This window comes from Methylohalobius crimeensis 10Ki, from assembly GCF_000421465.1.
Taxonomy (GTDB): domain Bacteria; phylum Pseudomonadota; class Gammaproteobacteria; order Methylococcales; family Methylothermaceae; genus Methylohalobius; species Methylohalobius crimeensis.
Window position 1 is genome coordinate 2162624 of record NZ_ATXB01000001.1, and the last position, 13503, is coordinate 2176126.

Below are 13503 nucleotides of genomic sequence, written 5' to 3' on the forward strand. Positions count from 1 at the left end.
CGTATGCTTATTTATCGGCCGGAGATGGACTGGCTTTAGGGGTGAAAACCGTGGCGGGTGGAAGCCGGGGAGTGCTGGTTTTAAATCCGTCTTTTCTAGTCCGCTTCGCGCAAAAAGCAGCGCACTGTCGATTCAAAACAATCCGGCTGATCTATATGGATCCAATGGCCGGCGTGTTCGATGGTTTTAATACGAGCCTGGGGAAACAAGGAGCGGATGGCTTGATGGTAGGCGGGTTTGATGTACTCGGAGAGCCCGCCGGATACGAATAGGGTCGGCCCGGCGAAGGGCTGAATCGTCGCATCGAGTGGGAAACCGCTGAGTGCCGGCAGAGCGGAGGCGAGCAGATCCAAATCCACACGCCAGTCATAACTGCTGTTGTGGGTAATCAAATTTTGCAGCAGAAATTGACGCACCACCGGGTTTTCGATTCGAGGCGCCAACCACTCATCGGCCTGACGGCGACTGGTCACCTGATCCAGAGGAAGGGCCTTGAGCGCTTCGACGACGTGATCGAAACTATGCGCATATTGCACCGGTGCGATATCGGCCACCACCAGTTTGGACACCAAATCGGGACGACTCAGGGCCAAGCGCATGGCCACCTTGCCCCCCATGCTGTGTCCCAGCAAGTGGGCCGTCTGCACGTCTTCCCTGGCCAGAAGAGCCGCCAAATCCGCCGCCATATGAGGGTAATCCAAGGGTGCCGCGTGCGGCGATTCTCCGTGACCGCGCAAATCCGGCACCCACACTTGAAACTCCCCCGCCAAACGCTGGGCAAGCGAATACCAATTGCGCCCGGCGCCGAAAAGCCCGTGCAAAATCAATAGCGGCGGTCCCTCGTCGCCGAAGCGCTTGCAATATAAATCGACGGTTTCCACGGGGGGATTCCTGCTTCAGGATGACTATTTGGTCTCTTTTCGAGACTTGCCAAGATAAAGGTCGGTGATCGATCCGTCAATCATCTCGGCGGCAAAGGCGATTGTCTCCGATAAGGTGGGGTGGGGATGAATGGTCAAAGCAATATCCTCCACATCGGCTCCCATTTCCAGGGCATGCACCGTCTCGGCAACCAATTCACCGGCATGAGGACCGACGATACCGGCACCCAGGATACGGCCGGTCTTGCGATCGCTCAGCAGTTTGGTCAATCCTTCGCGGCGCCCGATGCCCAACGCTCTTCCGCTGGCGGCCCAAGGGAAAATACCCTTATCGTATTCCACGCCGGCCGCTTTCAATTCCGGCTCGCTTTTGCCCATCCAAGCCACCTCCGGATCGGTGTAGGCCACCGAAGGAATGGTCAATGCCTGGAAAGCCGAAGGCAGGTCGCATATCACCTCGGCCGCCACCTTGCCTTCATGGGTTGCCTTATGGGCCAACATGGGATTACCCACGATATCGCCGATGGCGTGAATGTGCCGCACCGAAGTGCGCTGACGATCGTCGACCTCGATGAAGCCGCGCTCGTCGGCTTGAATGCCCGCCGCCTCCAAATCGAGCGAATCGCTGTTGGGTCGCCGGCCCACCGCCACTAAAATACGATCGAAAGTTTGACTTTCGGGAGCTTCGGAACCCTCGAAGCTAACCTTCAATCCTTGATCGCTCGCCTCCACGGCAGTGACCTTGCTATTCAGCCAGATGCCTTCATAGCGCTTGGAAATGGTTTGATGGAGGGGCTTGACCAGGTCCGGATCCGCCCCCGGAAGCAATTGATCGGCGAGTTCCACCACGCTGACCTTGGCTCCCAGCGCATGGTAGAAACACGCCATTTCCAGGCCGATGACACCGCCGCCGACCACGAGCAGGGATTCGGGGATTTCCTCCAATGCCAATGCACCGGTGGAGTCCATGATCCGGGAATCGTTGGGCCATCCCGGGAGTTTCACCGGGCGGGATCCCGCGGCGATGATGGCATGCTGAAAAGAGACGGTTTCGGCGCCCTCTTCGGTTTCCACTTCCAGCTTCCGATCGGAAACGAAATGCCCCGTGCCTTGCACGACTTGCACTTGACGTTGCTTGGCCAACCCCGCAAGACCGGTATTGAGCGTCTTGACCACTCGATCCTTCCAGCGGCGCACTTGCTCCAGATCGATTTCCGGCTCGCCGAATTTGATTCCCTTGCCCGCGCAATCCCGTGCCTGATAAATCACTTCGGCCAGATGCAACAAAGCTTTGGAGGGGATGCAGCCCACATTCAGACATACGCCCCCCAGAACCGGATAACGCTCCACCAACGTCACGCGTTTGCCCAAATCGGCGGCCCGAAATGCGGCGGTGTAACCGCCGGGACCCGCGCCCAAGACTAGAACTTCGGTTTCGATCGCCATCTTTACCTCCCTTATAAGACCAACTGGCGCAAATCTCCCAACAATTCCCCGTACCGGACCACGAATTGCGCGCCTTCGGCACCGTCAATGACCCGATGGTCGTAGGAAAGAGAAATGGGCAACATCAATCTGGGCGCAAACTGACTCCCGTCCCATACCGGCTGCATGCGCGCCCGGGAGAGTCCTAGAATGGCCACTTCCGGCACGTTGACGATGGGGGTGAAAAAACTGCCCCCAATACCTCCCAGGCTGGAAACCGAGAAGCACCCGCCCTGAAGATCGTCCGGCTTCAGCTTGCCGGCCCGCGCCCGGGCGCTGACCTCCGCCAACTCTTCGGCCAATGCCCATACCCCCTTCCGGTCCACATCGCGGACGACGGGTACCACCAAGCCATCGGGCGTCGCCACCGCCACACCGATATGACAATATTGCTTTAAAAGCAGACTTTGCCCGTCCGGGGCCAATGAAGCATTGAAGTTGGGGAATTCCTTAAGTACCTTGGGCAAAGCTTTGAGCATGAACGCCAGCGGCGTCAACTTGACCTTTCTTCGCTCCGCCTCGCCTTTGAGACTCTGGCGGAATTCCTCCAATTCCGTGATGTCCACTTCGTGATGCTGGGTGACTTGCGGCGCATTGAGCCAGGCGCGCTGCAAATGGGGGCCGGTCAAGCGCTTCAAGCGCGACAAGGGCATCGATTCCACCGGTCCGAACTTGGAAAAGTCGATCTCCGGCACCGCCGGAATACCCGCGATGCCCTCCTCGGCCGGCGCTTTTTGAAGGCGTGACTTGACGAATTCCTCCACGTCTTCTTTCAGAATTCGCCCTTTGGGACCGCTTCCCTCGACTTGTTGTAAATCCACCCCCAGCTTTCGGGCGAATTTGCGTACGGAAGGGCTGGCATAAGGCGGCACCCCTTCCGGGGCTTTCTTCGCCGCCGGCGCCTGGGGAGTCGGTGCCGGGGCGGGCGCGGCCGCCTCCGGAGCGGCCTCGGCTTGTGCGGGCACGGCGGGTTCCGGCTGGGCGGGGGGCGCTTCCTCGGCCGCGGCCTCGGGTTCGACCGCTGCACCCGCCGCCGCCAGACGAACGATGAGATCCCCTTCCTTTACTTGATCTCCCACCTTCACCATGACTTCCTCGACCTGCCCCGCCTCGGGCGAGGGCACGTCCATGGAGGCCTTGTCGCTTTCCAGCGTGATCAGAGGCGATTCCTGTTCGACCCGATCCCCCGGCTTCACCAGCACCTCAATGACGTCCACGACATCCACATCGCCCAGGGGCGGCACGCGTATCTCTTGGATCTCGCCTTTTTCAGCCTTTGGTTGCGGCGCTTCGGAAACTTGGGATTCCGGCTGCGGTGGCGCCTCGGCTTGCTCCGGGGCAGTGGTTTCCGCCGGGGGTTCCGAGGGCGCTGCCTCGGGTTCGGTTTCGGCTTCGGCTTCGACCGCCTCCACGCGGACGATGGGATCTCCTTCCTTCACTTGATCCCCTACCTTGACCAATACCTCCTTGATCTGCCCCGCTTCGGACGCAGGCACGTCCATGGAGGCCTTGTCGCTTTCCAGCGTAATCAGGGGCGATTCCTGCTCGATCCGATCCCCCGGTTTCACCAGCACCTCGATGACATCCACGGCATCCACATCGCCCAACGGTGGCACGCAAATTTCCTTTACACTCACCCTCTCACCCTGTTGTTCTAAAGTCAGAATTGTTTTCCGTAGCTGGCCCTCGAGCTATACCGTCCACGGGAGCGGTTTGTCCGGATCGATTCCGTACTTGTCGATAGCCTCCTTGACCCGCTTCATGGGCATGCTTCCTTCATCGGCCAACGCCTTGAGCGCCGTCATGGCGACGCTATATCGATCCACCTCGAAAAATTCCCGTAAATTCTTGCGAACGTCGCTGCGTCCGAAACCGTCGGTCCCGAGTACGTAATAAGGACGCGGCACGAACTGGCGGATTTGATCGGCATGGGCACGTATATAATCGCTCGCCGCTACCACCGGGCCGCGAGTCGGCTCCAAACAGCCGGTCACATACGGCAACCGGGGTTTCTTAGAGGTGGGATGGCGCAAATTCCAACGCTCTGCGCCCACGCCTTCGCGTTGCAACTCGGAGTAGCTGGTAACGCTCCAGACGGCGGCGGTAATGCCGAAATCTTCCTGCAGCAAATCGGCTGCGGCGATGACTTCGCGCAAAATGGTGCCGCTGCCGAACAACTGCACCTGGGCATCCTCCGATCCCGAGAACCGATACATGCCGTTCAAGATGCCTTCCTCCGCACCTTCCGGCAAGGCCGGGTGGGCATAATTCTCGTTCATCACGGTCAAGTAGTAATAGACGTTCTCGCCGTCTTCCATCATCCGACGCATACCGTCGCGAATGATGACCGCCAACTCGTAACCGAAGCAAGGATCGTAAGCCACACAGTTGGGCACCGCGGAGAAAAACAGCAAATTGTGACCGTCCTGGTGCTGCAAGCCTTCCCCCGCCAGGGTGGTTCGGCCGGCGGTTCCGCCCATCAAAAACCCACGCGCCTGCATATCCCCGGCCGCCCAGCACAGATCCCCGACGCGCTGGTAACCGAACATCGAGTAATAGGTGTAAAACGGCACTGTCGGCAGATCGTTGTTGCTGTATGAGGTGGCCGCGGCGATCCAGTCGCTCATGGAGCCGGATTCGGAGATTCCTTCCTCCAGAACCTGACCTTCTTGATCCTCGCGGTAGTAGGCGATCTGTCCCGCATCCTCGGGCTCGTAAAGCTGCCCCACATGGGAATAGATCCCGTACTGGCGGAACAATCCCTCCATGCCGAAAGTCCGGGCTTCGTCGGGTACGATGGGAACCACGTGCTTGCCTACTTGGCGATCTCGCATCAAACCGGTCAGGATGCGGACGAACATCATGGTGGTGGACATCTCCCGATCGCCGGTTCCCTGCAAAGCGAAATCGAACGCCTTGGCCTCGGGCTTCGGCAGGGACTTGCTGGGTTGGCGCCGGCGTCGGGGCAAATAGCCCCCGAGGGCACGGCGACGCTCGTGGAGGTACTCCATCTGCGGGCTATCCTCCGGCGGCTTATAAAAAGGCGCCTCCGCCAATTTGGCGTCGGGAATGGGAATATCGAAGCGATCGCGGAATTGGCGGAGTATTTTTTCCTCCAGCTTCTTTTGCTGGTGGGCGCCCATGCGGCCCTGGCCGGCCTCCCCCATGCCGTAGCCCTTGATGGTTTTGGCCAGAATCACCGTGGGCTGTCCGGTATGCTTCGTCGCCGCGGCATAGGCGGCATACACCTTGCGCGGATCGTGCCCCCCCCGGTCGAGACGGAAGATTTCCTCGTCCGACATGTGGGCCACCATCTCCCGAAGCTCCGGATACTTACCGAAGAAATGTTCGCGCACATAGGCACCATCCTTGGCCTTATAAGTCTGATATTCGCCGTCCACCGCCTCTTCCATGCGTTTTTTCAATATCCCTTTGGAGTCCTGGGCCAATAGCGGATCCCAACGCGATCCCCAGATCACCTTGATGACGTTCCAACCGGCGCCGCGGAAAAGCCCTTCCAGCTCCTGAATGATTTTGCCGTCGCCGCGCACCGGCCCATCGAGGCGTTGCAGATTGCAGTTGACCACGAAGATCAAATTGTCCAGGCGTTCACGCCCCGCCAGGGACAATCCGCCGATGGATTCGGGCTCGTCCATCTCGCCGTCGCCGCAGAAACACCAAACCTTGCGGCCCTCGGTGTTGGCCAGGTTGCGATCGTGCAGATAGCGCATGAAGCGCGCCTGATAGATGGCCATCAAGGGACCCAGCCCCATGGATACGGTCGGGAATTGCCAAAAATCCGGCATCAACCAGGGATGGGGATAGGAGGAGAGACCTTCGCCTCCCACTTCGGAGCGGAATTGATGCAAATGCTCCTCGGTCAACCGGCCCTCGAGGAATGCCCGGGCGTAAATCCCCGGTGAGACATGCCCCTGGAAATAGACCAAATCTCCCCCGAAATCTTCACTCGGAGCGCGGAAAAAGTGGTTGAAGCCCACCTCATACAAGGTCGCCGCGGAAGCGAAAGACGCGATGTGTCCCCCGTATTCGGTGGATTTTCGATTCGCCTGGACCACCATCGCCATGGCATTCCAGCGAATATAGGAACGGATCTGACGCTCGATGGCCAAGTCGCCCGGGCAGCGTTCTTCCAAATGCGGAGGAATGGTATTGATATAAGCGGTGGATGCGGTAAACGGGATATTGATATCGGAACGCCGGGCCTCGTCGATCAAACGCTCCACCAAATAATGAGCTCGCTGCGGCCCCTGGGCTCGAATCACCGCTTCCAGGGCTTCCACCCATTCCCGGGTTTCCTCCGGGTCGGAATCCTGGAACAGCTGTCTGCCGGGCAGCCTGCTCAAATCAAGATTTTCTCCTACGGAGCTCTTCGAGTGTGTCACATAACCTCCAAAATACTTGCCAAACGATCCAAGTCCAAATGCAAATCCGTTACCGCTTCACTGACCGCCACGTCCTCCAAGGCCCGGATCTCAGGCGCGCCGAACGTTTCTCCGGAAGGCAGCGAATCCCCCTGCCGCCGGCAGATCTCGACAACCGCTTCCTGATGACGTCTAGTCGGCGCGGGCGCCATCGCATGGGGAATGCCCTCGATCAACTCCCAACGCTCGTCGTCGGACCAAGTGAGGTAATCCGCATAGGTAAATTTAAATTCGGCTTCGGCCAAGGGCATGGCTTAACCTCCGGTCACATTCATATGACGCAGAACGATCGGTTGCTCGTCCAATTCGAAATAGTGTCTTTCCGGCTTGATCTCCATCGCTTTCATAATAGCCGCCTTCAACCGGTCCCCTTCACCGGGATAGCGACGCAGCACTTGCTTCAGATCCACCGAGTGCTCGTTACCCAGGCACAGAAGCAGCCGGCCCTCCACGGTCAGGCGAACCCGGTTGCAATCGGCGCAAAAATTATGACTGTGGGGGGAAATGAATCCCACCCTCGATTCGGTCCCGGCCACCTTGAAATAGCGCGACGGTCCGCCGGTACGCCGATGCTCGACCACCGGCAAAAGCTTGAATTCGCGCATCAGATCGGCCCGCACTTGGTCGGAAGAATAAAACACCGCCGCCCGATCGTGACCGTCGATCACCCCCAAGGGCATCTCTTCGATGAAGCTGATATCCAAGCCCTTGTCCACGGCAAAGCGAACCAGATCCACCACCTCGTCGTGGTTGCTGCCCCTCATCACCACGGTATTGAGCTTGATTCCGGAAAATCCCGCTTGCCGAGCGGCTTCGATCCCGGTCAATACCCGACTCAGATCCCCCACCCGGGTCAAGTGCCGAAACCGTTCGGGTCTCAGGCTGTCGAGACTGATATTGATCCGGCGCACCCCCACCGCCGCCAACTGCCGGGCGCTAGCGGCCAGACGCATGCCGTTGGTGGTCATCACCAATTCCTTGAGAGGAAGCCGGCCGATTTTTTCGATCAATTCCAGCGCCCCGCGCCGCACCAAGGGTTCTCCGCCAGTGATGCGGATTTTCTCCACTCCCAGCGCCACGAAGGCTTCCGCCAGGGTATAGATCTCTTCCAGCGTCAGAATCTGCGCCCGAGGTAGAAAGGTCATGTCCTCGGCCATGCAATACCGGCAACGCAAATCGCAGCGGTCGGTGATGGAAATGCGCAGATAACGGATTCGGCGGCCGAAACGATCGATCAGTTGGGTCAAGATTCACCCCTTCAAAACGGCATTTTCGGCATCCCGCCACCAGGCATCCCCGGGAATCCGCCTTTGCCGAAGCCTTTCTTTTTCTTCATTTTCTTCATCATCTTCTGCATCTGGCCAAACTGCTTCAGCAAGCGGTTCACATCCTGGATCTGGACGCCGGAGCCGCCGGCGATCCGCCGTTTTCGCGAGTTATTGATCACCGCGGGAAAACGACGCTCGTGGGGGGTCATGGCGTTGATGATGGCAATTTGGCGATTGATGTCCCGGTCGTTCACGCTCTCCTTGACGTTTTTGGGCAACTCTCCCATGCCGGGCAGCTTGTCCAGAAGCTTGGATACTCCGCCCATTTTGTTGAGCTGCATCAACTGATCGCGCATATCCGCCAGGTCGAAACCTTTGCCCTTTTGAATTTTATTGGCGAATTTCTCCGCCTTGCCGCGGTCGATCTTGCTTTCGACCTCCTCGATAAGACTGAGCACGTCCCCCATGCCCAAGATCCTGGAGGCAATCCGGTCGGGATGAAACAATTCCAGGGCGTCGCTTTTCTCCCCGGTCCCGATGAATTTAATCGGTTTGCCGGTGATATGACGGATCGACAATGCCGCCCCGCCGCGGGCATCCCCATCGGCCTTGGTCAGCACCACCCCGGTCAAAGGGAGCGCGTCGTGAAAAGCCTTGGCGGTATTGGCCGCATCCTGACCGGTCATGCTATCCACCACGAACAGGGTTTCGATCGGATGAACCGCGGCATGGATCGCTTGGATCTCCCCCATCATAGCCTGATCGATGTGCAAACGGCCGGCGGAGTCGATCAGCACCGCGTCCACCAGATGCTTTTTGGCGTAGTCCACCGCTCTTTGGGCGATTGTCACCGGATCTTCATCGGAGGTGGACGGGACGAATTCGACTCCCACTTCCCCGGCCAGGGTCTCGAGCTGGTCGATGGCGGCGGGACGATACACGTCGGTACTGACGACCGCGACTTTTTTCTTCTGCCGTTCCTTGAGCCAGCGAGCCAGCTTGGCCACGGACGTGGTCTTGCCCGCCCCCTGAAGGCCGGCCATCAGGATGACCGCGGGTGGTTGGGTGGCCAGATCGAGGCCGGAGCTTTCTCCACCGATCACCTCGATGAGCTCCTGATGGACGATCTTGACGAACGCCTGCCCCGGCGTCAGGCTGGACTGAACTTCCTGGCCCAGGGCGCGCGTTTTGATCCTTTCGATAAAGGCTTTGACCACCGGCAAGGCGACATCCGCCTCCAGCAGGGCCATGCGCACCTCGCGCAAGGTATCTTTGATATTATCCTCGGTCAGCCGCCCCTGGCCGCGGATTTTCTTGAAAGACTGGGTCAAGCGTTCGGAAAGATTGTCAAACATTTTGCACTATCACCTGAAATACACTAGAACGATACCGGCTGTTCAAAGCTTCATGTCATCCATACATTATGCCAGACTAAGGTCCAGAGGAAAGCTTTGTCGACTTTAACCCACATGTCCGCCATTTTCGCCATCGTCTTATACGCCGTCGCCACCGCCCTTCTGTTGCGCCGTCCCGGCACGCTTGGCGGCAGCCCGGGACAAGTCTCGACCAGAGGAAACGAGTTCGCCCCGAGCAGCCCCCCACACCGATGGCTGGGACGAGTACCGTTTAAGCTTGGCTTGGCTTGGCTCGGACTCGTCCTGCACGGTGCCGCGCTGATCGGTTTGATGATCACCCCCGCGGGCGTCGACCTGGGCTTTTTCAGTACCGCCACCTTGGTCAGCCTGATGATCGTCCTGCTGTTTCTCCTCGCGGCGATCGACAAACCGGTGGATAAACTGGGGGTGGCCGTCCTGCCGCTGGCCGCGATGACATTGATCCTTAGACTGACTTTTCCGGAGGAAGTGCATACCCTAACCGATCCTTCTCCGGGCATGGAAGCGCATATCCTGGTTTCCATCCTGGCATTCAGCCTGCTCAACATCGCCGCCCTGCAGGCCTTGCTTCTGGCCTTTCAAGACTGGCAACTGCATCGCAAACGGACCAATTGGTTTCTGCGTTCCTTGCCTTCCCTACAGACGATGGAAAGCCTGCTCTTTCAGATGATCGGTATCGGTTTTCTGCTTCTCAGCGTATCCTTGGCCACCGGTTTCCTGTTCATTCAGGATCTGTTCGCCCAACACCTGGTCCATAAAACCGTGCTGTCGATCCTTTCATGGCTGGTGTTCGGGGTACTGCTGGCAGGGAGGTGGCGCTTCGGTTGGCGGGGACGGACCGCGATCCGCTGGACTTTGGGAGGATTCGTCATGCTCACGCTGGCTTATTTCGGAAGCAAGCTGGTGCTGGAAATTATTCTGGAAAGAACCTAAATCTTAAGCCCGATCGGCACAATTCAACCACGTTCTTTCAGGGAAATTTTTGTATTCACGGCACCTCAGACGAACAATCTCCCGGTCGATACTGACGATTGCCTGCACTTTCTCGACACCGGCTTTTTCCACCCCCCCAACCGGGCCTTGCTTCATTCTTTCATAGAGCACCTGACGCTTTCGCTCTATTTGTCCCACCCGATTCCAAGAAGACTCGCGGGCATAAACCAGCATTTTTTGACTTAAGGCCAAGGCCAGATTGAGTGTTTCCAATTCCATTCGTATGCTCCCTTCAACCGGCACCGGCCCGATAGGCCGCAACCGCCTTTTTCCCTCCCCGCAATTGTTGCAATCGACTCGCCACCTCATTTTTTTTTCGCTCGATGTTCTCGGTCAAAGCGGAGTCTTCCACGAGAACTCTTTCTATGAAGGTCTTGAATTCTTCCTCCGATCGAAAAAAAATTCGGCGATTCGAACAGAGGTACGCCAACAATTTTCTTCGCCGCTTTTCCAAATTCACCACCCCGTCGTAATCGCCCGACTCGGCTGCTTGCAACATCAAGGCGTTTACTTGCAACACCTCTTCGGCTCCCGACAGCTCACTCACCGAGTTTTCAATCACGAGGATTCCTCCGGTACGCTTTGCCGGAGCTCTTCAGGAATGGCTTGCCAAGCATCTTTTATGCCCTCTAACAATCCGTAAACTTCATCCAAGGCGGACAAATCGTTCTTTAGATTGGCCTCCAGCAAGCGCCTTTGCATATAGACATACAATTCTTCGAGATTGCGCGCCAACTCGCCCCCGCTTTTTTCGTCGAGACTTGCGCGCAAACCATCCAGAACGGCGATGGCCTGTCCGACTTTCTGGCCTTTCAGGGCGATTTCCCCTCGCTGAAGCGCCCCCTTGGCGATTGCTATCCTCTCCAAGCCCCCCTCGAACAACATGGTGATCAATTGATGAGGGTTGGCCGTCGCCGCCCCCACCCGGGTGCCTACCTGCTTATACATATCGAGCGCATAATTTGCAGTCATGCTCATCTCCATCCCTCCTGTTTTATTTCGAATTTGAAGACAGATTATTGAAGGGCAGCGTGGCCAATTGCTGTCCGAGAAAGTCGCCCGTCGTTTGCAAGCGCCCCAGTATTAGATCCATCGCATTAAACTGATCCAAGAGACGCTGCTCGAGATTCGCCATCCGTTCATTCAGTTTGACGCGTTCCTCTCCTATTTGATCGATGCCCTTTTGTAACCCTTCCATGCGGGCGGAGATCGTTCCATCGCTTTCCAGCAAGCCTCCCAGGACGGAATCGAGTTTTTCCATCAATCCCCTGGAAAAAGCGACCGAACCGAGGGAACCGCTGGCACCGCCTTCGATAAACAACTTCATCCCTTCGGCATCCCCTTGTGCGGCAGTGAGGAACCGTCCTTCGCCGTCGGCGGTATTGCCGCCGATGGTTCCGGCGACATCCTGCCCGGCCGTTCCCACAGCCACGCCCAGCCCCAGACTGGCGGTGGTATTGGTATCCACCTCGGTGATTTCCACTTGGGAATCGGAACCATGGGACTGAGACTCGATCACAAAGCGATTATTGGCGGAATCGTAATTCACCGTTACTTTGCCTCCCGAGGATCTCAATGCGGAGTCCCCGTTGATTCGGGCCTGGATTTCGGTCGCCAACTCGTCGTGGGAGGCGTAGGTCTTTTGGGTCAGCTGAATTTGGCCGGAAAGCGTCCCGTCCACACGAACGCGGAAGGTATCGTTGTTTGCATCCACGCTCAGGGAGCTCACGGCCCCGCCATTCAAAACGCCGCGCGTGGCGGCTTGGGTGATTTCCACCCCATATTCGCCGCTTTCGGTGGCCTCGGTGCTGTCCAGGTATTGCACCCTTTCGCTCGCAGGAATGCCGGTTACCGAGAATACCGCCGCCACCCCCTTGGGATCTTGTTTCAGTGCGGATTCCAGTTTCCCCTGGTCGAATTCCAAGGTGCCGTCGACCTGAGTTCGGATGCCCAAATCCGCCAGTGTCCGAATCGACGAGTCCTCCAAGCCGCTGACCACATCTCCCATGACGCGGCGAATCTGTTGGACGCCGGTCCGAATCGCCGCATCCCCCAGCAATGCACCCCCGGTTTGGGAAGCGGGATCGTAACCGGTCAACTCCTTCACCGACCCCATCAATTTATTGAAATTCTCAACGAAACCGCCCACCGCATCCACGATCCCCGAAGTATCCTCCTGGACGCTCAGCTGGACGTGTTCGCCGGGGTTCGCTTTCTCCAAATTCAGGGTGATGCCCTTCAAGGTCTGGTCCAAGGTATTGGACGGACTGGTCACATCCAGACCGTCGATACCGACTATCGCGTCTTGGGCCGCGCGCGTTTGGGTCATATGGGTGGCGGCCGCATTGAAAGCCAATCGCGACAGGCCGGCGGCATCGGTATCGTTGCCGTCCCCGTCGCTTACGTCAATCTGAATGCTGTTGTCGGCGCCGGTTTTCTCCGAACTCAATACCAACCGATACGCCGTGCCGTCGTTCACGATCGATGCGTTAACCCCGGCATCGGCCTCGTTGATGGCGTCGCGCAGTCCGGTGAGGGTATTATTGCTCGCATCCAGATTCAGGGTCAGGACCCCTTGATCGGGATTTTGGGTAAAACCGTTATACGTGTCGCCCACCGGATCGTAATCGGTGGTACCGAAACGAATGGTCAGCGTCCCCGACCCCACCCCCTCGCCGGGATCGGCGAATCCGCCGCTCGCCAGACTATGAGACGCGGCCAGTTGCTTGACCTCGAGGCTGAATTCACCGGGATCGGCATTCGTTTCCGCCGATGCGGTCAATATCGACTCGTCGCTGGAAGTTGCCTTCAATGCCTCGAAACCGGAGCTTTGCCGCAGCCCCGCAAGGCTACTGCGAAAGCTGGACAAAGCGCTTTTGAACGTGCCGTAGGAAGAAAGCTTGGTTTGCAGCTCCGCCTCGCGACGGTCCTGCTGGAAGGCAACCGGCTGACGCTCAACCTGAACCAGGCTCTGCACCATCCCGGAAATATCCAGCCCGGACCCCAAGCCCGTCGATGTCAATACCGGCATTTTTTATCC

General features: G+C 58.1%; 12 protein-coding genes. 1 reads left to right on the plus strand and 11 read right to left on the minus strand.

Annotation, left to right across the window (positions count from 1 at the left end; translation table 11 throughout):
* Positions 1-95 precede the first annotated feature (95 nt).
* From H035_RS0110800 to ffh, 7 genes are all read right to left on the minus strand, one after another.
* The gene (locus tag H035_RS0110800) at positions 96-881 is read right to left on the minus strand and encodes an alpha/beta fold hydrolase (RefSeq protein WP_022948988.1); all 786 of its coding nucleotides are present in this window, start codon (positions 879-881) and stop codon (positions 96-98) included.
* A gap of 24 nt (positions 882-905) precedes the next feature.
* Positions 906-2327 (minus strand): dihydrolipoyl dehydrogenase, encoded by a 1422-nt coding sequence (gene lpdA, locus H035_RS0110805; protein ID WP_022948989.1) that lies wholly within the window; start codon positions 2325-2327, stop codon positions 906-908.
* A gap of 11 nt (positions 2328-2338) precedes the next feature.
* Positions 2339-3982 carry a dihydrolipoyllysine-residue acetyltransferase gene (gene aceF / locus H035_RS0110810; protein WP_321162848.1) on the minus strand — a complete coding sequence of 548 codons (1644 nt, stop codon included), beginning with the start codon at positions 3980-3982 and terminating at the stop codon, positions 2339-2341.
* A gap of 75 nt (positions 3983-4057) precedes the next feature.
* Positions 4058-6730: a pyruvate dehydrogenase (acetyl-transferring), homodimeric type gene (gene aceE / locus H035_RS0110815; RefSeq protein WP_022948991.1), complete on the minus strand. Its 2673-nt coding sequence runs from the start codon at positions 6728-6730 to the stop codon at positions 4058-4060.
* 35 nt (positions 6731-6765) lie between these two features.
* Positions 6766-7059: a PDDEXK family nuclease gene (locus tag H035_RS19310; protein WP_022948992.1), complete on the minus strand. Its 294-nt coding sequence runs from the start codon at positions 7057-7059 to the stop codon at positions 6766-6768.
* A gap of 3 nt (positions 7060-7062) precedes the next feature.
* Positions 7063-8055, minus strand: a complete 993-nt coding sequence (gene moaA, locus H035_RS0110825) for a GTP 3',8-cyclase MoaA (protein WP_022948993.1) — start codon at positions 8053-8055, stop codon at positions 7063-7065.
* A gap of 11 nt (positions 8056-8066) precedes the next feature.
* Positions 8067-9431, minus strand: a complete 1365-nt coding sequence (ffh, locus tag H035_RS0110830) for a signal recognition particle protein (RefSeq protein WP_022948994.1) — start codon at positions 9429-9431, stop codon at positions 8067-8069.
* A gap of 96 nt (positions 9432-9527) precedes the next feature.
* Between ffh and H035_RS0110835 the strand changes: the two genes are divergently transcribed.
* On the plus strand, positions 9528-10403 hold the full coding sequence (locus H035_RS0110835) for a cytochrome C assembly family protein (RefSeq protein WP_235044572.1): 876 nt from the start codon (positions 9528-9530) through the stop codon (positions 10401-10403).
* A gap of 3 nt (positions 10404-10406) precedes the next feature.
* Here H035_RS0110835 and H035_RS0110840 read toward each other — a convergent pair whose 3' ends face one another.
* From H035_RS0110840 to fliD, 4 genes are read right to left on the minus strand one after another with little or no spacing between them, the layout of a single operon-like run.
* On the minus strand, positions 10407-10682 hold the full coding sequence (locus tag H035_RS0110840; protein WP_022948996.1) for a hypothetical protein: 276 nt from the start codon (positions 10680-10682) through the stop codon (positions 10407-10409).
* A gap of 13 nt (positions 10683-10695) precedes the next feature.
* Positions 10696-11025, minus strand: coding sequence for a flagellar protein FliT (locus H035_RS0110845; RefSeq protein WP_022948997.1), 330 nt, complete (start codon positions 11023-11025; stop codon positions 10696-10698).
* On the minus strand, positions 11022-11435 hold the full coding sequence (gene fliS / locus H035_RS0110850; protein WP_200861545.1) for a flagellar export chaperone FliS: 414 nt from the start codon (positions 11433-11435) through the stop codon (positions 11022-11024). Before fliS ends, H035_RS0110845 begins: the two co-directional genes overlap by 4 nt.
* Before the next feature lie 22 nt (positions 11436-11457).
* The gene (fliD, locus tag H035_RS0110855; RefSeq protein ID WP_022948999.1) at positions 11458-13494 is read right to left on the minus strand and encodes a flagellar filament capping protein FliD; all 2037 of its coding nucleotides are present in this window, start codon (positions 13492-13494) and stop codon (positions 11458-11460) included.
* Positions 13495-13503 lie beyond the last annotated feature (9 nt).

What these genes read in the sequence shown, in the direction of transcription:
- lpdA (WP_022948989.1), bottom strand. Translation starts at nt 2,327, where the DNA reads ATGGCGATCGAAACCGAAGTTCTAGTCTTGGGCGCGGGTCCCGGCGGT.
- H035_RS19310 (WP_022948992.1), bottom strand. Translation starts at nt 7,059, where the DNA reads ATGCCCTTGGCCGAAGCCGAATTTAAATTTACCTATGCGGATTACCTC.
- ffh (WP_022948994.1), bottom strand. Translation starts at nt 9,431, where the DNA reads ATGTTTGACAATCTTTCCGAACGCTTGACCCAGTCTTTCAAGAAAATC.
- H035_RS0110840 (WP_022948996.1), bottom strand. Translation starts at nt 10,682, where the DNA reads ATGGAATTGGAAACACTCAATCTGGCCTTGGCCTTAAGTCAAAAAATG.
- fliS (WP_200861545.1), bottom strand. Translation starts at nt 11,435, where the DNA reads ATGACTGCAAATTATGCGCTCGATATGTATAAGCAGGTAGGCACCCGG.
- fliD (WP_022948999.1), bottom strand. Translation starts at nt 13,494, where the DNA reads ATGCCGGTATTGACATCGACGGGCTTGGGGTCCGGGCTGGATATTTCC.